Annotated in this window: 21 protein-coding genes; 3 read left to right on the top strand and 18 right to left on the bottom strand. The window is 60.9% G+C overall.

Annotated elements, in window-relative coordinates; translation table 11 throughout:
- Together aspS and KY459_14605 are read right to left on the bottom strand one after the other, a co-directional pair.
- Positions 1 to 1,761, bottom strand: coding sequence for an aspartate--tRNA ligase (aspS, locus tag KY459_14610; protein MBW3565941.1), 1,761 nt, complete (start codon positions 1,759 to 1,761; stop codon positions 1 to 3).
- Positions 1,758 to 2,276, bottom strand: coding sequence for a gamma carbonic anhydrase family protein (locus KY459_14605; protein ID MBW3565940.1), 519 nt, complete (start codon positions 2,274 to 2,276; stop codon positions 1,758 to 1,760). The genes aspS and KY459_14605 overlap by 4 nt, the downstream gene beginning before the upstream one ends.
- An 85-nt stretch (positions 2,277 to 2,361) precedes the next feature.
- Here KY459_14605 and KY459_14600 point away from each other — a divergent pair, with 85 nt between their 5' ends.
- Positions 2,362 to 2,700: an STAS domain-containing protein gene (locus KY459_14600; protein ID MBW3565939.1), complete on the top strand. Its 339-nt coding sequence runs from the start codon at positions 2,362 to 2,364 to the stop codon at positions 2,698 to 2,700.
- Positions 2,701 to 2,714: 14 nt separating this feature from the next.
- Here the strand turns inward: KY459_14600 and def are convergent, their stop codons facing one another.
- The 7 genes from def to lon are packed head-to-tail and all read right to left on the bottom strand — an operon-like array spanning position 2,715 to position 9,312.
- Positions 2,715 to 3,224 carry a peptide deformylase gene (def, locus tag KY459_14595; GenBank protein MBW3565938.1) on the bottom strand — a complete coding sequence of 170 codons (510 nt, stop codon included), beginning with the start codon at positions 3,222 to 3,224 and terminating at the stop codon, positions 2,715 to 2,717.
- A 4-nt stretch (positions 3,225 to 3,228) separates the two neighbouring features.
- Entirely contained in the window at positions 3,229 to 3,957 is a 729-nt protein-coding gene (locus KY459_14590) for a cyclic nucleotide-binding domain-containing protein (GenBank protein ID MBW3565937.1), read from the bottom strand.
- A 3-nt stretch (positions 3,958 to 3,960) separates the two neighbouring features.
- Entirely contained in the window at positions 3,961 to 4,629 is a 669-nt protein-coding gene (locus KY459_14585; protein MBW3565936.1) for a tetratricopeptide repeat protein, read from the bottom strand.
- Positions 4,626 to 5,408 (bottom strand): outer membrane protein assembly factor BamD, encoded by a 783-nt coding sequence (gene bamD / locus KY459_14580; GenBank protein MBW3565935.1) that lies wholly within the window; start codon positions 5,406 to 5,408, stop codon positions 4,626 to 4,628. Before bamD ends, KY459_14585 begins: the two co-directional genes overlap by 4 nt.
- A 24-nt stretch (positions 5,409 to 5,432) precedes the next feature.
- Complete coding sequence (gene rpe / locus KY459_14575) at positions 5,433 to 6,104, bottom strand: ribulose-phosphate 3-epimerase (GenBank protein ID MBW3565934.1); 672 nt, start codon at positions 6,102 to 6,104, stop codon at positions 5,433 to 5,435.
- On the bottom strand, positions 6,101 to 6,874 hold the full coding sequence (locus KY459_14570; protein MBW3565933.1) for a PASTA domain-containing protein: 774 nt from the start codon (positions 6,872 to 6,874) through the stop codon (positions 6,101 to 6,103). The genes rpe and KY459_14570 overlap by 4 nt, the downstream gene beginning before the upstream one ends.
- Positions 6,871 to 9,312, bottom strand: a complete 2,442-nt coding sequence (gene lon, locus KY459_14565; protein ID MBW3565932.1) for an endopeptidase La — start codon at positions 9,310 to 9,312, stop codon at positions 6,871 to 6,873. The genes KY459_14570 and lon overlap by 4 nt, the downstream gene beginning before the upstream one ends.
- Positions 9,313 to 9,372: 60 nt before the next feature.
- Between lon and KY459_14560 the strand changes: the two genes are divergently transcribed.
- Complete coding sequence (locus KY459_14560) at positions 9,373 to 10,386, top strand: hypothetical protein (protein MBW3565931.1); 1,014 nt, start codon at positions 9,373 to 9,375, stop codon at positions 10,384 to 10,386.
- A 19-nt stretch (positions 10,387 to 10,405) separates the two neighbouring features.
- Here the strand turns inward: KY459_14560 and KY459_14555 are convergent, their stop codons facing one another.
- Together KY459_14555 and aroF are read right to left on the bottom strand one after the other, a co-directional pair.
- Positions 10,406 to 12,139 (bottom strand): carboxypeptidase-like regulatory domain-containing protein, encoded by a 1,734-nt coding sequence (locus tag KY459_14555; GenBank protein MBW3565930.1) that lies wholly within the window; start codon positions 12,137 to 12,139, stop codon positions 10,406 to 10,408.
- 161 nt (positions 12,140 to 12,300) lie between these two features.
- Positions 12,301 to 13,344, bottom strand: coding sequence for a 3-deoxy-7-phosphoheptulonate synthase (gene aroF / locus KY459_14550; protein ID MBW3565929.1), 1,044 nt, complete (start codon positions 13,342 to 13,344; stop codon positions 12,301 to 12,303).
- A 136-nt stretch (positions 13,345 to 13,480) separates the two neighbouring features.
- Between aroF and KY459_14545 the strand changes: the two genes are divergently transcribed.
- A complete protein-coding gene (locus tag KY459_14545; protein MBW3565928.1) occupies positions 13,481 to 14,170 on the top strand; it encodes a hypothetical protein in 690 nt (229 codons plus the stop codon).
- 65 nt (positions 14,171 to 14,235) lie between these two features.
- Here the strand turns inward: KY459_14545 and KY459_14540 are convergent, their stop codons facing one another.
- The 7 genes from KY459_14540 to KY459_14510 all read right to left on the bottom strand — a co-directional run bounded on the left by KY459_14540 (position 14,236) and on the right by KY459_14510 (position 21,368).
- Entirely contained in the window at positions 14,236 to 15,102 is an 867-nt protein-coding gene (locus KY459_14540; GenBank protein ID MBW3565927.1) for an MBL fold metallo-hydrolase, read from the bottom strand.
- Between the two features lie 97 nt (positions 15,103 to 15,199).
- Entirely contained in the window at positions 15,200 to 15,577 is a 378-nt protein-coding gene (locus KY459_14535; GenBank protein MBW3565926.1) for a response regulator, read from the bottom strand.
- Between the two features lie 13 nt (positions 15,578 to 15,590).
- A complete protein-coding gene (locus KY459_14530) occupies positions 15,591 to 16,394 on the bottom strand; it encodes a GAF domain-containing protein (GenBank protein ID MBW3565925.1) in 804 nt (267 codons plus the stop codon).
- 45 nt (positions 16,395 to 16,439) lie between these two features.
- The gene (gene cheB / locus KY459_14525) at positions 16,440 to 17,468 is read right to left on the bottom strand and encodes a chemotaxis-specific protein-glutamate methyltransferase CheB (GenBank protein MBW3565924.1); all 1,029 of its coding nucleotides are present in this window, start codon (positions 17,466 to 17,468) and stop codon (positions 16,440 to 16,442) included.
- 2 nt (positions 17,469 to 17,470) lie between these two features.
- A complete protein-coding gene (locus KY459_14520) occupies positions 17,471 to 18,292 on the bottom strand; it encodes a protein-glutamate O-methyltransferase CheR (GenBank protein ID MBW3565923.1) in 822 nt (273 codons plus the stop codon).
- Between the two features lie 35 nt (positions 18,293 to 18,327).
- Positions 18,328 to 20,550, bottom strand: coding sequence for a HEAT repeat domain-containing protein (locus tag KY459_14515; GenBank protein ID MBW3565922.1), 2,223 nt, complete (start codon positions 20,548 to 20,550; stop codon positions 18,328 to 18,330).
- A 23-nt stretch (positions 20,551 to 20,573) separates the two neighbouring features.
- Positions 20,574 to 21,368 (bottom strand): response regulator, encoded by a 795-nt coding sequence (locus tag KY459_14510; GenBank protein MBW3565921.1) that lies wholly within the window; start codon positions 21,366 to 21,368, stop codon positions 20,574 to 20,576.
- Positions 21,369 to 21,569 lie beyond the last annotated feature (201 nt).

Genomic DNA, 21,569 nt, shown 5'->3' with positions numbered 1-21,569 from the left:
TCACTTTTTTTTCTTCAGCGAGATGGAAAGCTCGCGAAGGTGCTTTGCAGCCACCGGCGATGGTGCACCCGCCATCAGATCCTGACCGCGCGCGGTTTTCGGAAATGCGATCACGTCCCGGATCGAGCTCGCACCAGCCATCAGCATCACGATCCGGTCGAGCCCGAGAGCGATTCCTCCATGCGGTGGCGCCCCGTAACGGAACGCTTCCATCAGGAATCCGAACTTCTCTTCCGCCTCCGCATCCTCGATGCCGAGAGCCCTGAACATCTTCCTCTGCAACTCCGGACGGTGAATTCGAATGCTTCCTCCGCCCAGCTCGATACCATTGAGGACGATGTCGTAAGCACGCGCCAGCGCCGAACCGGGATCGCTCTCGATACTCTCTTCGTGCTCCGGCCTCGGTGAGGTGAACGGATGGTGTCGCGCGTACCATCGCGAATCCTCGGCATTGAACTCGAAAAGAGGAAAGTCGACGATCCAGACGAACTTCCACTGGTGCTCGGGGATCATGCCTTCGTCGCCGGCGATTCTGATCCGAAGATCACCGAGAATCGACGACGCCTTCTCCCACGAACCGACGATCATCAGGAGCAGATCATCGGATCCGGCGGAAAAATGCTCACGCAGCCTCTGATAGTCGGCCGCTTCGAGGAATTTGCGGATCGACGAGGACGGCTCGGTTCCGAGCTTCACCCAGACGAGCCCCCCGGCGCCCAGACTCTTCGCTTCTTCAGTCAGCGCGTCGAGCCGCTTCCTCGAGAGTCCGCTGCCTCTCGGAACGACGATTCCTCTCACCACTTCATCGTTGCCAGCCGCCTCGGCAAACGGAGGAAAGCTCATCTTCGAAGCCAGTTCGGTCGCGTCGGCGATCTCCATCGCATAGCGCAGGTCCGGACGATCCGTCCCGAACCGGTCCATCGCTTCCTTCCAGGTGAGCCGGGGAAACGGCGTCGACGGATGGATCCCCGCCTCGGGAAAGACGGCAGCGAACATCTTTTCGATCAGATCGAATAGGAACTCCTCGTCGACGAACGAGGCTTCGATGTCGATCTGAGTGAATTCCGGCTGCCGGTCGCTGCGGATGTCTTCGTCGCGAAAGCAGCGCGCGATCTGATAGTACCTCTCGAGTCCCGAGACCATGAGGAGCTGCTTGAACAGCTGTGGGCTCTGGGGCAGCGCATAGAACTCCCCCGGGTGGACGCGGCTCGGCACGAGGTAATCCCGCGCTCCCTCGGGTGTAGACGCCGTCAGGATCGGAGTTTCAATCTCCAGAAACCCGCTCTTCTGGAGGACGTTCCTGACCTGCCTGCAGACCGCGTCGCGCAGGATCATGTTCCGGGTGAGATTGGGCCGTCGCAAATCGAGGTAGCGGTACTCGAGTCGCGTCTCCTCCGATGCGCTCGTATCCTCATCGACGACGAACGGAGGAGTGTCCGAGCGGGAAAGAATCTCCATCTGCTGGACCAGCAGCTCGATCTCCCCCGACGGCAGTTCCGGATTCCGCCTCTCGGCCTCCCGTTCGACGACCAGACCGGTGACGCGAAGGACGAACTCCGAGCGAATGTCCCGCGCCATCTGCATCAGCTCCGGGCTCGAGCGAGCCTGGTCCAGGACCAGCTGCAGAAGACCCGATCGATCCCGCAGATCAATGAAGATCAGTTCGCCGAAATCGCGCTGCTTCCGCACCCAGCCGGCTACCGTGACGTTCTGCCCCGCATCTCTTCTGCGAAGCGATCCTGCCTGAACTCTGCTGCTCACCTGTTTTCTCCCAGATACTCTTTACAGTACTCGACGTAATTGGCGCTGTTGTTTCTGACGCGCTCGAGCTCATCGGCCGTCAGCTCGCGCTTGATCCGTGCCGGCACACCGACAACCAGACTGCGTGGTGGAATCCTCATCCCCTCGGTGACCACTGCACCCGCCGCCACGAGCGATTCCTCTCCGACCTCTGCTCCATCGAGAATCAGGGCGCCCATTCCGATCAGGGATCCATCGGCGACCACACACCCGTGAACGATCGCACCGTGTCCGACCGACACCCGATGGCCGATCTCGCACGGCCATTTCCCATTGGTCACGTGGACGCAGCAGTTGTCCTGAATATTGGTTTCTTCGCCGATTCTGATGTAGTGAACGTCACCGCGAACCACCGTGCCGAACCAGATCGAGCTTCCGTTCCCGACTTCGACATCACCGATGACCGTCGCGTTCGGAGCGATATACACCCCCCGACCGAATGTCGGCGACTTTCCTTTGTAGGGAAGAATCAGCATATCCGTGGACCTACCGGGCGGCCGAGGCACAATATTTCAGACCAACCTCCCGCACAAGCTGTCCGAGTCGGATATCATCGCGCGGATGAGGATCGGAACAAAGCAGCAGGGGGACGTGACCGTCATCGATTTCGAGGGACGGCTCGCCCTCGGCGACACCGAGGAAGAGCTCGTTCAGGCCATCGTCGCGCTGCTGCAGCAGGGGCACCGGAAAATCCTGATCGACCTGTCCGGCATCGACTACATCGACAGTAACGGCCTCGGCGAGCTCGTGCACGGCTTCCGCGCGGCCCGGGATCAGGGGGCGGTGCTCAAACTGCTTCGCCCGCAGGACCGGGTGAGGCAGACGCTCCAGCTTTCGATGCTCCTGCCGCTCTTCGAGATCTACGAAGACGAGGAGGAAGCGCTGGAAAGCTTCGGGTAGCCGTTTTTCCGGCGCTACCACTCTCCTGCTTTGTCGAGCTTCCTGATCTTGCGGAGAATTCTCTCTTTTTTCAGACCCCGCAGATGGTCGACGTAGAGAAGCCCGCGTAGGTGATCGGTCTCGTGGCACACCGCTCTGGCCATGAGACCCTCGGTCTCCATCTCCCGCCATTCCCCATCGACGTCCTGGTAGCGAACCCACACCTTTGCCGGCCTCGGGACGATCTCGAAGAACCCGGGGACCGACAGGCAGCCCTCGTCGCCGACCTGTTCCTCTTCGGTCCGGCTGATCGTCGCGTTGGCGAAGACGTGAAGATTTCCGGGCTCTTCGCCGGAAGTTACGTCGATGATCATCAGATCGAGAGAGACGCCGATCTGGTTGGCCGCGAGGCCGACGCCGGGCGCGTCATACATCGTGTCGGTCATGTCATCGACGAGCTTCTTCAGATCGGCGTCGAAGTTCACGACCGGCTCGGTCTGCTTCCGCAGGACGTCGTCTCCGAGCTTACGAATGGGGAGGACCACCATCTCACCTCGCCCCTTTCAGCGATTCGATGACCGCCTCGACCGTGTGTCTTGCCCGCCTTTCGTAAAACTCCTCGACGACGCTTCGGATATTCGGCTTTTCGGCCGCGAGCGCGTCGAAGTCGGGCTTGTCGAGCCGCAGAAGCTCAGACTTCTCGGCAGCGGTGATCGTCGCGGTTCGCGGCCGGCCCGTGAGCACGCTGATCTCACCGAAGAACTCTCCTGCTTCGAGCACGGCGAGGTGGATGTTCTCCCCGGCCTGAGATCGCGTGAAGACCTTCACCGATCCCGAAACGATGACGTAGAGGGCCGAGCCCTGCTCGCCCTCCGTGATGATGATGTCGCCCTCTTCGTATTGATGAAAGGTCATCTTCGCAACGAGCGCGTCCAGTTCGTCTGCTTCGAGCTCCTCGAAGAGCGGGCTCTCCGGAGCGCGAAGCACCGGAGCGCTCTGGTCCGATTCCAACGCGCCGGCTCCGAGGAGCGCCGCCACTTTTTCGGCCTTTTTCCGAACTCCGATCGCCTGAACGATCAGACCATCGGCCTCGTATTCATTCGCGACGCGGTCGTATTGGATGAGCGCATCTTCGAGGTTTCCACCTCCGGACAGAGCTTCCGCGTACTGAAGCCTCATTCGAACGTTCTTCGGATACTTGGCGAGCTCGCTCTGGAGCAGGGCGGCCGCACCCGAATAATCCCGTCGGGCAAGAAGGTCGCGAATCGCCTCACTCATGCGTCAATACCTTATTCGAACCAGCTCGCCCTCGGCAGCGCTTGCCGCGGGGCTCCACGAATAGCGATCGACGAGCTCACTAAAAACCTCGCGCGCGAGGGCGAGGTCGCCCAGTTTCACGAGTGCCTGTCCCTTTCTGAGCATCGCATCCGGCGCCTTGTTCTGATTACTGAAGTCGCGGACGATCCTGTCGTAGACGCGGATTGCCGAGCGATACTGCCCCATCACGAAATACGTTTCACCAATCCAGTAGAGCGCATTGTCGGCCAGGTCGCCCACCGGATCGGTCCGGAAGACCTGCTCGAAGGCGGTGCGCGCGTTTTCGATCTGTCCGCGGCCGAACATGATCTGAGCTTCTCTGTACGAATTGCTCGCATCGACGACCGCCGCCTGGCGAGTCGTGGTGCGCTCGACTTCCGTCCTGGCTGCCGGAGACGAGGGGTTCTGCTGAACCGATCGAGTCGATTGAACGACGTCTTCCATCGCTTCGAGCCGTGCCTGCATGACTTCCATGCGATCGGTCAGCTCCCGAATCGTCGTTTCGAGCTCGCCGACTCGAGGATCAGTCGCAACAACCGGGGCCGAAGGGGGCGGAACCGCCGGTTCGGGCGGGCTCGCGGTGCCACACGCCGATGTGACGAGCACTCCGAGCAGAACTGCCCGCAGGTTCACGTCGTCAGCTCCGCGAGCCTTCTCCTCGCATCTTCGGCGAGATCGCTGTCAGGGAACTCGCTGAGAACACGCTCCAGATAGAGACGGGCTTCACCGGTTCTTCCAAGTCCCGTCAGGGCTTCCGCCAGATCGAAGAAAACCTCGTCACGCCGGGTATATGTAGGGTAGTCGTCGATCAGACCGTTGAGTCGCTCGACTGCCGCGTTCCAGCTCCCACGGTTCATGTAGAACCGTGCGACGATGTGCTCGTGCTCCGCCAGGCGATCGTTGGCCTCGGCGAGCTTCTCCTCCGCGAGAGCGCGATACGAGCTGTTGGGGTAGAGCGCGATCATGTCGCGCAGCTTGGCCGCTGCCTCGTACGTTTTCTCCTGATCCCGGTCGGGACGCTCCATCTGCTTGTGCGCAACGAGCGCAATCTGGAGTGTGGCGTAGTCGGCCATCTCGCTGCCGGGGTAGCGATTGAGAAAGTCGCGGTACTTGTACTGGGCCTCGATCAGATTGATCTCGCCGCCCTGCTCGAAGTAGGTGTCCGCGATCGCCAGAAGGCTCCGCCGCCCGAGCGGGTCGTTGGGAAAGTTTTCATAAACGTGAGCGAAATGCTCGCGAGCCCGCGCGAACTTCCTCTGTCCGAGCAATTCCTCCCCTTGTTCGAAAACCTCTTCCTTCGTGAGATTCAGAAACGCCGGATTGATCAGGACCGGCTCCAATGTTCGATTCCGGTTGCAGGATGGCAACGCGACCATTGCAAAGGCCCCGATCAGAATCAGACTGAGATTCAACGACTTCCTCAAAAACTCCTCCATTCAGGCCACCGGCCCGGCGGCCGCCTGTCGTAGCGCCCGAACCGCTCCAACGGGATCGGACGTGCCGAAAATTGCCGAGCCGGCGACCAGAATCCCGGCGCCGGCCGCAACGACCCGCGGTGCCGTCGTGACGTCGATCCCGCCATCTACCTCGATATCGCACGGCACTCCTGCAGACTCGATCATCGACTTCGCACGTCCGATCTTTCCAACACCCCGCTCGATGAACCGCTGTCCGCCGAAGCCGGGATTCACCGTCATGATCAGCAGATAGTCGGTCAGCTCCAGGACCTCGGAGACGCTTTCCACCGCCGTTCCCGGGTTGATCGCCACGCCCGCCTTTGCTCCACCGTCGCGAATCATCGACAGCCCCCGATGAAGATGCCGGTCCGCCTCGACGTGGATGGAGATCATGTCGGCTCCCGCATCGAGAAATCCCGGAATCCACGCCTGCGGCTCGGAAACCATGAGGTGGGTGTCGAACGTCAGATCGGTCTCCTTCCGAAGCGCTTTCACCACCGGGGGCCCGATCGTCAGATTCGGCACGAAGTGACCGTCCATGACGTCGAGGTGAACGATCTCTGCGCCACTTTCCTCGATCATCGCGATCGCCTCAGCGAGCCGGGCGAAGTCGGATGAGAGAAGGGATGGAGCGATCCGGACGCTGCTCATTGCGACCTCCCGAAGTCGATTGATCCCTGATCCTCGATCGAATCGGGATCGTCTCTGCTGATCGTCAGCGTAATGATGTCGTCCAGCGAGACCGGATAACCGGGCGTTGGAGCCTGCCGGATGACTGTGCCGTCCTCGATTCCGGGATAGCTCTCGTACCGGAACGGAGCCACCTCGAAGCCAGCAGCCTCCAGCGTGCGTCGAACCCGATCGGCGTTTCTGTCGATCAGATCGGGCATCACGAACCGCTGTCGCGACTCACCGGTCGAGACAAGAATCGAGACTTCCGTCTGGCGCCTCACCGCGCTGCCGACCCGCGGCACCGTCGCGAGGACTCCCGGATCGTTCGGCCAGTCGATCGTCGAGACGTGACGGAGCGTGAGATTCCGGTCGTTGAGCTCCATCAGGGCCGCACGCGCAGTGGCTCCGGTCACGTCGGGGACGGTCGCTACGATCGGGCCGAGACTCCTGCCGACCATCAGCCGTGATCCTCGCTTGATCGAGGAACCCGCCGGCCGACTCTGCCACACCACGTGATCGGCAGGAATCTGGTCGGAATATCGGGCCCGGGACTCATCAACGACATATTCGACTCCGAGATCCGAGGCCATCGCCCTGGCCTCGGCCAGAGAACGTCCGGTGACCGCAGGGGTCACCACGGACTCTCCTCTGACGAAAACCCGGAAGGTAAAGTAGGCACTCGCCCCCATCGCGACGAATAGAAGACCGACGAACGCCAGGTGGCCCAGCCACCTCACAGCCCGTTTCACCGGGGACCCTTTTCGGGGATGTCCGCTCGGAACTCCTCCATGTCGAACCGTCGGCCTCGGTCCTTCACCAGATACAGCGGGATCAGAGCTTTTTCCCATACCTGCTCGACCCGCTCTACGAAGACGAACTCGAGATCCGTCTGAACCTCGAGAGGCACTTCGTGCAGATCCTTCCGGTTCCCCTCGGCGAGAATCACCGTCTTCAGCTTCGCGCGGTGAGCCGCCAGCACTTTCTCGCGGATGCCTCCCACCGACAGAACCTTCCCACGAAGAGTGATCTCACCGGTCATCGCGACATCGTGTCTGACCGGCTTCTCTCCCGCCACCGAAACGATCGTCGTCGCGACGGCGACGCCGGCGGACGGGCCGTCCTTCGGAATCGCACCCGCCGGAAAATGGACGTGGAAGTCGAAATCCTGAAACCGCGACGGATGAATCTCGAGCTCGTCCGCCTTCGAACGAACGTACGAATGAGCCGCCTGGACCGACTCCCTCATCACTTCACCGAGGTGCCCCGTCACGATGATTCTGCCGGATCCCGGCATCATGGTTGCTTCGATGAACATGATCTCCCCACCGTACGACGTCCACGCCAGACCGGTGGTCACACCGATCTCGGGCTCCCTTCCCGCGAACTCGTGCTCGTACTTCGGAGGACCCAGATATTCGGCGATATCGGCCATGTCTACCGTGAAGTCGGGTTTCTGGTCGGTGGCTACTTTCCGGGCGATCTTTCGGATGACGGCGGCCAACTGACGCTCGAGATGCCGCACGCCGGCCTCGGCGGTGTACTCCGAAATGATATTGACGACCGTGCCCTCGTCGAACGTGACCCGCTCGGCCTCCAGGCCATGATCCTTCAGGAGGCGCGGAAGCAGATGTTCCCGGGCGATCACCAGCTTCTCCATCGGTGTGTATCCCGGCAGCTGAATGATCTCCATCCGGTCCTTCAGCGGGCCGGGAATCGACGCGACGTGATTCGCCGTCGCAATGAAAACGGTACGCGAAAGATCGAACGGGATCTCGAGGTAACGATCGAGAAACGCGTGATTCTGCTCGGGATCGAGGACCTCGAGAAGCGCGGCAGCGGGGTCTCCCCGGAAATCCTTGCCGATCTTGTCGATCTCGTCGATCATGATCAACGGATTGTTCACGCCGACCTGGATGTAGCTCTGAACGATCTTCCCCGGCATCGCTCCAATGTAGGTCTTTCGATGCCCTCGAATCTCTGATTCGTCAGTCATTCCGCCAACGGAAAACCGGACGAATTTCCGCCCCATCGCATCCGCAATGGCCTGGCCGAGAGACGTCTTCCCCACTCCCGGCGGACCGGCGAAGCAGAGCACGGGACCGCGGATTTCCGAGGTCAGCTTGAGGACTGCCAGATACTCGAGAACACGGTCCTTGACCTCCTCGATGCTGTGATGTCGCGCATCGAGAATCGTCCCCGCTTCCTCCAGGTCGATGCCTGTGGGCGTCGAGTTGCCCCACGGCATCTCCATCACGAGATCGAGATGCCCTCGTATGACCGCGTAATCGGACGAAGCGGGCGAGAGTATTCTCAGCCGGGCGACCTCGCGGAGAAGCGAGTCCTCTGATTCCTCCGGCAACCCCAGGTTCTCGATCTTTCTCGCATACTCGTCGGCCTCGGCCACACTCGTTTCGCCGAGCTCGGCCTGAATCGCCTTCATCTGCTCGCGAAGGTAGCTTTCTCGTTCATGCCGTCTGAACGAGAGGTTCACCTTCTTCTGCAGCTCCTGGTCGGTCTGGGCGTGGGCGTAGTCCTCCTCCATCCTCGCGAGAAGACGCTGAATTCTGTCGGCGGGATTGACCGCCTCGAGCAGCTCCTGACGGAACTCGAGCGGAAGCTCCGGCACCAGCGTCGCCAGCAGATCCGCGTAAAGATCCGGACCCTCCGCCATGTTCGACTGAAGCACCTCGAGCAACTCCTGGTTGTAGCGGGAATCGGTCTCGGCCAGGCGAGCGAAGAGGAGCATCGATCGCTCCATCAGATTCTTCGCCTCCGCCAGATGCGACTTCAGCGGTGGAACGTCCCTCAGCTCGACTTCGAAATGGGGCTCGGTTCTCGTCACCTCCACCCGCTCGATCCTCTGCCGTCCCTGAAGGAAGACCTGATAGCGATCTTCGGCGAGCGGCAGCTTCTGCACCACTGTCGCGAGCACCCCGATCCGGCTCAGGTCTTCCGCCGTCGGCTCTTCCCGATCCCCGGTCTTCTGCGGAAATACCGCGATGAAGGCAGGCTCCTCCGAGAGCGACCGGATCAGTTCAACATTTCGCGGGATCGCGACGGTCAGCGAGACCACTCCGCCGGGAAACAGCACGGTGGAGATCAGAGGAAGAGCCGGGAGCCGTGACGGAACCTCCGTCTCCAGCCATTCCTTCAGGCTCCTGTCGCGCTTCTCTTTCTTCGTGACCATCGCTTTCCTACTTGAACGCCATTCGACCCAAAGGGTATGGTTAGCCGAAGGTTATACGAAATGACCTTCGCCGAACGAACCGAGATGAAAACCCCCGACTCCCAGGATTTCATGGATGACTCATCCTGGAAAAAGGCAGATCTTCACTGCCACAGCCGATATTCGGTTTTCAAGTACTTCCGGCGCGCGAACACCCGGGACTGCTACACGCCTCCGGAAGACGTCTATCGGGCGGCGAAAGCTCGCGGAATGTCTTACGTGACCCTGACCGATCACGACAGCATCGACGGTGCCCTCTACCTCCTGGACAAATACCCCGATCTCGACGACTTCTTCATTTCGGAAGAGGTCGAGACCTACTTTCCCGAGACCGGGCAGAGAGTTCACATCGGAGCATGGAACATCACCGAAGCCCAGCACGACGAGATCCAGCGCCTCAGACCGGACATCCGCGAGCTCGTTCGATGGATGAAATCCGAGGACATCCTGTTCGGGGTTAATCACCTGTTCCAGAACTATCGGATGAAATCCGTAGCCACCCGTTACATCGACGAGATGATCGAGATGTTCGACATCTACGAAGTCATGAACGGGGCGATGGCCTCGATTCACAACGCTACGGTTCACGAGCTTGCAAGCAAGATCAGGAACCGGGGCCGTACCATTGCGATGGTCGGTGGTTCCGACGCGCATACCCTCAAACACGTCGCCAAAGTCTTCACGGTGAGCAAAGCCGGCTCGCTCGATGAGTTCCTCACCAATATTCGCGCGGGCCAATGCTTCGCGTGGGGCACCGAGATGCGCTTCCGGGATCTCGTGAACGACATTTACACGCTCATTCTCGATTACTACTGGGAAACCGGCCGCGATCTCTCTTCGGGCGAGTACACCAACGTCGACAAGACGATCCAGCTCGTCGGCAGACTCGCGGGTATTCCGACCGCGATGTCCGGTCTCCCCGCCGCAATCACCTCACTGAACTACCTGAAGCAGATCGTCGTCAGCAAGGGGATGTCTCTGAGGGTCGAAAGAATCGTTGGGCAGATCACGATCGAGGAATCGGACGAAGACTGACGCCGCCCTCCCGGCATCCTCAGAAAGCGAGCGAAAGGCCTCCGACGAGACGGGTCTGCACGATATCGGCCCCGTTCGAGATGTCGGAATCAGTCAGACCGTCGCGAATGAAGTCGATCCCCAGAAGCACCTTCAGATCGAGCGGCAACCACAGCGACTGCCCCATCCGGAACGCGAGCCGCTCGTTTTCCAGCAGGCCGGCATCGCTGATCGCTCCATGTTCGATGTACCGATAGGCCAGATCGAGTGAGGTGCCCCACGGCCGATACAGAGACTGAACCGAGCCCGTGAGGTACTTGCTCGGCTCTTTCGAAACGCCGCTCGCCTCTCCGGCGGTCGATGCGACTTCGAGCGCAAGCCGGCCCGCGAGCAATCGCCGCATCGTCACTGTCAGATCACGGGTCACATCGCCGTCGTCCAGCCAGAGCCCGTCCGCTCTGCCGTCAAACCGCTGATTGAAGAACATCCGTGTCCTGGAGTCGATCTCGGCTACGCTCGCGATCGCGCTGACGAAATCTTCTTCGCTGCCGAAAATCATTCCGAACGCATAGCGATAACGGGGATACGTGGAGGTTTTGTCGTCGAAGTAGAGAATTGCGGGCAACGTGAGTATTTCCTGATCGTCCTGATACACCTTGTAGTGGCCCGAAACGACGATCGAGCTCTGATTACCGAGCTCGATTCTGGCGCTCGTCTCCGGAACCCACTGCGTTCCGATGTCGCTGTAGCGCCCGCGAAGTCCGTACGCGACACTCACTGCTTCGCCAATCTTCTGTTGGGCCGTTGTGGCGAGCTCGGCGACCTCGTAGCGCAACGCACCGGATCCCTCGAACTGCTCGATCTTGAACGCGACACCGACGTCGAACGACTTCCTGTCAATCAGTCGCGTTCCACCCTCGAGCGCGATCTGAGCGCGCGAGTCGTTCGAAAGGACATTCTGGTGATCCAGATAGCGAATCTCGACTTCCGATTGCTCTCCGCGCCATCCGAGGCTGTGGGTATTGACCGAGACTTCGGCATCCATTGCGGTCGGCTCGAACCATCGGGCGCGGTTGGTTCTGATCTCGTAGACCGAATCGCCGGTCGACTCGATCCTCATCGCGACCGTCGAATTTTCGAATCCGGGCGAGACCGGGCCTTCGCCAGTGACTCGCTCCTCGGACGAGGCGAGCCGCCCGTTCAATCCGACCGCCCAACCGTCGACGCTTCCCCGGATCCCGACCGCTGTCTGGGTCCAGTTTCCACTCGCTTCCGAACCGATGCCCGACAGCGAATGGAGAGCACCGCTCAGCGACGAATCACGGCCAGCCTCCTCCGCCACGGCCGGAGCAGCTTCCATCTCGAGCTCGCGAAGGATGTCGGACGGAATGGACCGTCTGATCTTCCAGATCTCCTCCCGCTCGCTCGCCGAGAGCGAAGCCTCGGTCCGCAAATTGAAGTTGATCGAGTGATTCGGGCGGTTCGGAACGATCGTCGCCATGGCCGGCGCGAAACCTCGCTTCACCGCCAGCACCCGGTAGATTCCGCGCGGAAGCTCCGGAAGCTGATACGCACCGTCGGAATCCGTACCCGATCGAAACGAGATGGAGTCGGTCAGGCTCAGCGCGATGACCAGAGCCTCCGGTACCGGCGACGAGGCCGAGATCACCCGGCCGAGCACTTTCATCCCCCCCTCACCCGTGGCGGCCGCACCAGCGGTTCCGGAAGGAACCACCATTGCGACTCCGAGTAGTGCGAGCGTCCAGTGCCTCATCGACCTCGTATCTCCCGGTCTCCCGACCATCAAACCGAGCGCAGCCCGGCGCCCCGCAGGGCTTGGTTTTCCATCGCTTATCAGACCATAGAAACGGTCCGAGAGCGATTACGTCACCGTTACAAAGCGTTAACGCGACCCTCAAGATCGCGAATTTCGGCTCAGGCGGTCGCTCCGGCCGGAACAGTCGGATGGAGGGGCCGCCCGATTACTTCTCCGATCTGCCTGATCTCCTTCATGAGCTGTTCCAGCTCCTCCGGAACGATCGACTGCGGCCCGTCCGACAGCGCCTGATCCGGGCGGTCGTGCACCTCGATGATCAGTCCATCGGCCCCGACCGCAATCCCCGCTCGCGACATCGGGCGGACCTTCGTCCTCTTGCCCGTTCCGTGCGAGGGATCGACGATCACCGGAAGATGGCTGATCCGTTCGATGGCCGGGACGACCGAGAGGTCGAGAGTGTTGCGGGTATGGTCGGCGAACGTGCGCACCCCCCGCTCACACAGGATGACGTTGAAGTTCCCCTCGGAAAGGATGTACTCCGCGGAGAGGAAAAACTCCTCGAGCGTCGCCGACATACCCCGCTTCAGCAGGACGGGCTTCGACATCCGACCCGCAGCGCGCAATAGCGAGAAGTTCTGCATGTTCCGGGCGCCGATCTGAATGACGTCGGCGTACTGTTCGACCAGCTTCAGGCTCTCGAGATCCACCGCCTCGGTGATCACGGGAAGATCGAACTCCTCACGGCACTCCGCCAGGATTTCCAGCCCACGCTCTCCGAGTCCCTGAAAGGAGTAGGGAGATGTTCTCGGCTTGAACGCTCCACCGCGGAACATCTGGGCGCCTGCCCTCCGGACCGCCTCCGCCACCCTTCGCGCCTGGTCGCGCGACTCGATGGCACACGGCCCGGCAATCACCACGAACGGGGCTCCCCCGACGCCGATGTTCCCGATCCTGACGACCGTATCGTCCGGTTTGGTCTCCCGGCTCACCAGCTTATAGGCCTGGGAAACCCGGATGACCTCCCGAACTCCCGGGAGATTCTCCAGCGCCTGCGAGTGGACCGTCCCCTGGTTACCCGTGATTCCGATCGCAGTTCGCTGCGCTCCCGGCATCGGATGTGCGCGCAGGCCGAGCTTCTCGATCTGAGCAATGACGGCATCGATCTGCTTCTGATCGGCCGATACATCCATCACGACTAGCATCTGAATCCTCCAGGGGCGCCGCCCGGCTCGGGCAGTGCGCCATCAATCTTACCGCGAACGCCGGGATCCGTCTCGCGAAATCCAATTGGATCCTCCGCTGTTAGAATCGTCCGAAACCCCCAGGAGGGCTTTTCTGATGAAGAAACTCATTCTCGCCGCCGTTTTGTCGCTGTTCGCGATGCCTCTGTTCGCTACCTACACCATCTTCATGAAGGACGGGACGGTGTACAAGGCCACCAAGAAGTGGGAGGTCCGGAACGGCCAGGCGATCGTCACCCTGGAGAACGGAACCACCCTCTCCTTCGATCCGCGACTGATCGACGTGGAAACCACCGAGAAGCAGAACGCCCTCGGCCTCGGAGATGCCCGCCTGATCACCACCGAACGGGCACCCGCCCAACCTCAGAACAACGAAACGCCCCTCGGCTCGAGGGTCCGAATCCGCCCCAGAGGATCGTCCGGAGAAGCGCCGACAGATCCATCGGTGAGTGCCCCGGCGTTTCCGGAGCTCGATCGCGGGATCCTGAATCGATTCCAGCGCGCCTACGAGAACATGGGCCTTTTCGGCGCCAGCATCACTCAGGAAGGGCCCGACGAATTGACCGTTCGTCTCTCGGCAAACTCCGAGGACGATGTCTTCAAGGCAATCTCGGCGACGTCGGTTCTGATCGATCGCACACCGGAGATCTCGAAGGTCCATCTGCTGATGGCGACGCTCACGGGAGGCTCTGCCGGTAAATTCGAGATGACCCGGCAGGATGCCGACAATCTGGTCGAGAAGCGAATCACCTGGCAGGCCTACTTCGTTCAGAAAGTCATCCTGTAGCGCATTCGGCGTCGACCCCAGCCTGAATTCATTTCCGCCGCGACGGGCGATCCCGCTCGCCGCTCTCACCTGCGGCGCATCCACGCGACGCATCGCTCGAGTGATTCCCGCATCGCCCGACCCTCCAGATGGACTCTCCTCCCGTGGCCCGGCAGGACCCATTCGAATCGATAGTCCAGAAGCCGCTGCATCGAATCGAGCTGTGCGGACCAGGAGTACCAGCAAGCGGACCGGAAAGCGTAGAGGTGTCCGAGCCGCTCGCTCCACGCCAGATGATCTCCCGTGAAGAGATAGTTTTTCCAGAGATAGACGACGCTTCCACGGGTGTGTCCCGGAACAGGGATCGCCAGCAGTCCCGGCGCGAGCTCGACCGGTTCGAGACCGCGAATCGCTCGCTCCGGTTCCGAGATCGTCCCGACCGCATCCCACTCGTGAATGATCCGCTTGCAGTCGAAGGTCTCGTGGTAACGATGGTGATCGGCAACGTCGTCGCGATGGGTGAGAAAGAGGGTCCGGACACCTCCCATTCTCTGCAGCCGGTTCGCGAGCAGCGACGAGAACCGGGGAGAGTCGACCATGAAGTTGCCGTCGTCGTGACGAACGAAATAGCTGTGGGCGCCGAACGAGCTCTCGGAAGTGTATCCGCAGAAAAAGACGTCACCATCGATCGGGTCCGGGAAGCTCTCTGCCCCCTGCCTTATGGCGGCGACACTCCGCGCTCCGATCGAGGATGTAGGACATGCCACGGCTGCCTTCCCCGCCGCGGTGAATTCCTCGGCGGTCACCGGCTGTCGCACGACGGCGGACTGATCCCCGACCCGAGAAAACACCGAAGGCGCGACACTGCGGCACGTATCGCAGTCAATGCAGGACTCGTCGACGAAAAAATCGTCGCCGACGTTGGTCGCGAGAGCGAGCTTGCGGTTTGCCATCCATACACACGAAGCCCGAGGAGGGCGATCGAATTTCGACAGCGATCCGGAGTGGGGAGCGAGAAATGGCGAAAGCCGCCGCCGCTCGTATCGCGAATCAGGCGGGCAGAAGCTCGCCAATGGTCTTGATCAGATGCGATGACTGGATCGGCTTCGAGATGTAAGCATTCGCTCCGAGCGCGAGGCCGCGCTCCCGATCCTCCTCCGCCCCCTCGGTCGTGATGATCACGATCGGAATGCCCTTCATCTGTTCGTTCTGACGTACCAGCGCGACCAGCTTCAGCCCGTCCATCACGGGCATGTTGATGTCGGTCAGGATGAGGTCGACCTTCTCGCCCGAGAGCTTCTTCAGCGCGTCCACGCCGTCGACGGCCTCGATGATCTTCGCTCCCCGAAATCGCTTCAGCGAAAACGAGATCAGCTGGCGCATCGTCGGCGAATCCTCGACAATCAGAAAGGTCGTCTGGTTATCCATTTACACGCTTACCTCAGTTGGTGGTCAGAAGATCCAGGAATCCCTGAATCGTGCTCAGCTTCCTCTCGGAAGTGGAGTAGAGCTTCGAAGAATAGATGGCCGTGGCCGAGTGCGCCGCCAGCAGCGAAAACAACTCGTAATCGACCGCGGTGAAATCGTCCTTCTGCTGAAGCAGCCTGTAAATGACGATGAGTCCGATCACGTGATCCTTGATCTTGAGCGGTACCGCCGCGATCGGTTGATCGATCTGCGGGTCGCGATCCTCGGGATTACCAAAGTGGCTCTCGCCCGATTCGAGCACTTTTCCCAGGACGCCACGGCCCATCGTCACGGTCAGATCCTTCATTTCCGGCAGGACGGTCGTCCCCTCACTCGCAATCGCCTTCAGCTCGTCGGTTTTCTCGTCCCGCAGAAGAACGGCGAAGACCTCGGCTCCGACGAGATTGATCACGATCTCCTGAACGATCTGGATCACTTCCCGAAAATCGAGCGTGGAGTGAAGCTGATAGCTGGCGACATAGAGATTCGCGAGGTTGTTGTTCTGTTCCTCGACTTCCACGTAACGCTCGGCGAAGTCGCGATTCTCGCTCTCGACCTTTTCGAAATGAGCCTGGATCTTCGCATTCTCGGCCGTCAGGCGCTCGATCTGCTGGCGCAGCCGCTCGATTTCAGGCACATGGGTTCCGTCGTCGGTTTCGAGTGCCGCAAGTCGATACCGAAGACGCTGGTTTTCCTGAAGCAGTTCCTCAGTGAATTCCTTGCCCTTGTTGAAAAGCTCGAGGAAAGACTCGGCTCTCCGATGTGTATCGTCGCTCATGTCTGTCGCCCGCCCGGAGGAATCATACACAAAAAGGAGCCTTTCTCAGGTTCGGGTGCAAATTCCGGCGATTCCCGCCGCGATTCTGTCGAGTGGAATGATCTGCTGGACCGCGCCGACTCGAATCGCCGCGCCGGGCATCCCGAAGATGATCGCGGTGGTCGGCGCCTCCGCCACGGTCAGCCCCCCTGCTTTTCGCACTTCCAGCATCCCAAGGGCCCCGTCGTCCCCCATACCGGTGAGGAGGACCGAGAGCATCCGGCTCCCCAGGACTCGAGCAGCGCTGGCGAAAAGCTTATCGACCGACGGGGCGTAGAGCTCCTTCGAGTATCGCTCGCGCATTCGCAGCCTCAGCGCCCCGTCTTCGGAGTCGAGCTCAGTCTGCATTCCCCCCGGGGCGATGTAAACGACGCCGCTCTCGACCTTCTCTCCGTCGACAGCTTCTCTGACGACGTAGGACGTCAGCCGGTCGAGCCGCTCGGCGAAAATTCCGGTGAACACCGGCGGCATGTGCTGGGCCACGACGATGGGGACTTCCATATGGGGAAGCGACTCGAAGATGGTCTGAAGAGCCGGCGGCCCTCCGGTGGAGCAGCCGATGGCCACCAGATCGATGCAGAGCGGGCCCGGAAGAAACTTCTCGCGATCGCCAGTCGGCTCGAAATGGCGTCCTGCATTCTCGAGCCTGACCGACCGGATGTCTTCGACCTTCGAAAGCAGATCCTGCTGAATCTCGTAGAGCCTGGGCGAAACGGCTCCTCCCGGCTTGGCGATGAAATCGATCGCGCCCAGTTCCAGAGCCTTGAAGACACTCCGGTCGCTGGCCCTCGATGAGACCACGATCACGGGCGTCGGACGATTTGCCATCAGCCAGCGGAGAAACGCGAACCCGTCCATCACCGGCATTTCGAGATCGAGCGTGATGACATCCGGCTCGAGGCGGAGCGTCTGCTTGATCGCATCCTCGCCGTGTACCGCCACACCGGCCACATCGATGTGCACGGACGACTCGAGCATTCGAGTCAGAGTGACCCGATTGAACGCGGAATCATCGACGACCAGAGCGCGAATCATCTCTATTTCTGATAGACCATGTCGTGCTTCAGATGGCGGAGCTTGAACTGCGTCGAGAGCGCGATCAGCGATTCCGAGTGCCCCAGCAGCAGGTACCCTCCATCGATGAGCCGGTCCCGAAGATTGGAAATGACTACTTTTTTCGAGCTCTCATTGAAATAGATGATCACGTTACGGCAGAAGATCACGTCGAGAGCTCCGAGCAGCGCTACCCGGTTCGACTCGTAGAGATTCAGCCGCCCGAACGAAACACGGTTGCGGATCTCGTCGCGAACCCTCCAAGATTCATTCGCGACGTCCTCGAAGTAGCGCGCCTTCAACTCGGGAGGCGTGGATCGAAACGAGGTAGCGCGGTAGACTCCCGTCCTCGCTTTGGAAAGCATCGTCTGGCTAAGGTCGCTTCCGAAGACCTCGAACTCTCCTTTGTCATACCAGCCGTGCAGGTCGAGCAACATCGCGATCGTGTAGGCCTCCTCGCCGGACGAGCAGCCGGCCGACCACACTCTCATCTTTCTTCCCCGAGCCACACCCGCTTTCATCTCCGGAACGATCTCGTGGATGAACGCATCCAGCTGGTGAGATTCGCGGAAAAAATAGGTCTCGTTCGTCGTGACCAGTTCGAAAACCCGGTCGAACTCCTGGGCTGCCGCCGGGTCGTAGGCAAGAAAGTAGAAGTATTTCTGGAAGCTGTCGAAGTTGAGCTGACGGGCCCGTGTGCTCAGACGCTTCTGAAGCAGATACTTGTTGTTGTCACTGAACCAAAGGCCACTCTTCTCGTAGATCGTCTGGCGGAGTTTTCGAAAAACATCGTCCGGAAGCTCCATATGGTGATTCAGCGAAAAATCTGGAGGCCTGAGAGTCATGGGGACGACGCGTCGGCGGCTTCCTCCTCTCCCTTTGCGTTCTTCATCGCCGCGAGGATCGCCGCGATCACCGGCTCTCTTCTCGCGTCAGCTGTCCGCCACGCCTCTTCGAGCGCCTCTCTCCAGCGCTCTCCATGTCGCACGAATGCATCGCTGACCTCATCGACGATGGCAGGATCGTCCAGAGCCTGAAGGAGCGCGGGAAACGATTCCGGTCTGCCGATTCGGTCCAGAGCCTGCACGATGGTCTGACGGACGAAGGGGTCCGGGTCCGACGCGAGGAGCTGCTCGAGACGCCCGGTCGCCTCGTGACTTGCGCGATGCCCGAGGGCGTTCGCCGCGGCTGCTCGGTGTCGCCAGTCGTCACTTTCCAGAGAGTCCAGCAGAATCCGAGTCACCTTCTCTCCCGGAACCCGCGCCAGAGACAGAAGCGCTGCTCGCTGAACTTCCGGGTCCTCCGAGTCGATCGCGCTCGCCAGCGCCGCATGCGAATCGGGATGGTCGAGCTTTCCGAGAGCTTCCAGCACCGCGATCTTCACGGGAGGAATGTCGGAGCGGAGGCGGTCGATCAGAGGTGCGACCGCTTCGACGGCATGGTATTCACCGAGCGCCTGCGCCGCCGCCGTCCTGATCCAGATCTCCGGATCACCGAGCGAGCTGACGAGTGGGGCCAATCCGCCTTCCGGTCGCATCCTGACGATCGAACGGATCGCCGCGAGTCTGACCGGTGTCGCCTCGTCGGTCAGGAGCAGGACGAGCTGATCCGCGAATCTCTCCTCGTGAAACCGGCCCATCAGCGAAACCGCCTTTTCCCGGATCTGCGGATCGCGGTTGCGGGACGCTGCGAGCAGTTCGTCCGGGAAACCCTCCCCCTCGATGTTGACGAATACGTGGAGTGAGTTGAGTCTCTCGGCGAGCGATCGCGAATCGAGCAGTTTTCTCAATTTTCCGAGCATCGCCGGTTTCGCGGCAGGAGCAGATGCGGCGAGCGCGGTGAGCGCGTTGACGACCGCCTGTTGCACGCCGACGTTCTCGTCGTCGAGTCGCGCGATCAGATAGTCGATGGCCTTCGGATCGGCCCGCTCTGTGAGGACCTCCACCGCCGTCTTTCGCACGTCAGGGCTGGGATGCTCGAGCGACGGAAGCACCGCCGAGAGCAGCCGGTCTCCCGCAATCCGCGCCGCGATCCGCAAAAGAAGAATCGTCTGATCCGCATCCAGAGTATTTTTCAGCTCGATCAGAACCGCCTCCGCTGCCGACGGGCCGATGTCGATCAGCCCCGACGCCGCCACCTCGGCCAGCTCGGCCTCCCTCATCATTTCGATCAGTACCGGAACCGCACGCACATCTCCCGACCATGCGAGAACTCGGAGAATGAAGGCCTTGACCTCCCTCTTGGGCGTCGAGCGGAGGTGTGCGATCAGCGGCTCCACCTTGTCCGCCGGAAAAGACTGCTCCAGCCGCCGCTGGATCAGCTCCCGCTCGGCGGCTTTCATCACGCGTGGCTTGTCCGCGTCGGCAATCGCCACGAGCGATCGAAGCGCCGTCAGGTTGAGCTTGCTCTCTTCGGAGATGATCCGAAGGAGAAAATTGATCGTCCCCACGTCCGCGATCCGGCCGACAGCCTCGAGAATTGGTTTCCGCAGCGCCTGCTTCGAGTACAGCGGGAGAATGTGGGGGAGCGCGTTCCTGTCCTCGATCTCACCGAGGGCTTCGATCAGATGGAACTGGACCCACGGGTCGTCCCGTTTCAACATGGCCGTCAGAATCGGTACAGCCTCCGGGCGCTGGTAGCGACCGATCGCCGTCGCGATTCCCGACACGATATTGACATCCTGCTCCTCGCCCGCCAGCCGGATCAGCTCGTCGTACGCCTCGTCACTTCGCAGATCCCCGAGGAGATTCACGAGTGAGAGCCTCACGTCCGGATCTCTCTCTTCCGCCAGCGTCGCGATGATCTTCGATCCGCTCCTGGGACCGATCCGAATGAGAGCTTCGGTTGCCGAGTTGCGGCGCCCGGCGTTGGTCCCGTCTCGCAGCGCGCCGAGGAGTCCTTCGATGATCCGATCGTTCGCCCTTCTGACCAACCCGTCGACGATCGTTTTCCGCACGCGCCAGTCGGAATCCCCCATCATCTCGAACATCAGAGAGAGATTCGACACCTCATGGGCGAGAGTGACGGCGGCCTCCTGGCGCACATCGGCGTCGTCCGATCTCACCTTCTCAGCCAGCTCCTCCGGTGTCATGCGGATGTGGCCTCGCTCAACTCCTCCCGCTTCATGCGGACGAACTGTTCGATCGTGTCATCGAAGATCGCGCCGTCGATCCTCCCTCCCGGTCCGATCCTCGCCAGAAAATATTCGCGTCCCTCGCTGATCTCGTCGCGAAGAATTTCCTCGAAGTTTCCATCCCGGATTCCCCGGAACGCCTTGTCCGAGTTGTAGATCACGATGTCGGAGAGGATCAACCGCGCGAGACGCCTCGCTTCCTCTTCGCGATTATCTGTAATCTCGATCTGGCCACCTCCGCCCGCGGCGGGGACCACCTTCCGGATGATCTTCTGCAGCTCCTGAACGGGAACCTGGTCCTCGATGTATTCATCCGCTCCGTAAAGACTCGTCGGGTTTGCACGAAATCGATTGGCCCTGAAGAGCGCGCCGATGAGAATCACCCGCGTATGGTCCAGATTTCGGTCCGCGCGAATCTCTTCCGATATCTCCACACCGAGCATGCTCCTCAGATATACATTGACGATCGCCAGGTCTGCCTGCAGCAACCGGATCTGATCTAGGGCTTCCCTCCCGTCCTCGACGCAGAGCGTATCGAAGCCAAGGGTTGACAGCTGTTCGACGAGGAAATCCCGAAACGGTCTCGACTCGTCGGCGATGACCGCCCTGAGCGATTTCCTTCCCCTGCCGGGCCGCAGGATCATCTGATGCGAGCAGACCGGGCAGACCGCTCTCACCGGGCTGTCGAACGGATCCGGCAGCGCGGCCCTGAAAGCCGAATCGCACCCTCTGCAGGAGATTTCCTTCATGAATTCATCGCAATCCGGGGTCGGGGGGGGAAGGATATGCAAAATGCGGCAGAGAGAGCCCCGCAGGGGGTGCAAAAACGTGATGTTTCCGAATATCACCGCCCCCCCCCCCCCGGGGGAAAGAAAAAACCAAACCAACACAAGAAAGAAAAGCGTGGTTGTGGGGCAGCCCCCCCCGGCGCCACACCCGAAGGTCTGTAT

It is taken from the genome of Acidobacteriota bacterium (genome assembly GCA_019347945.1).
GTDB lineage: Bacteria > Acidobacteriota > Thermoanaerobaculia > Gp7-AA8 > JAHWKK01 > JAHWKK01.
Note: the sequence above shows the minus strand (reverse complement) of the source record. Positions and strands in the feature narration are given on the sequence as shown.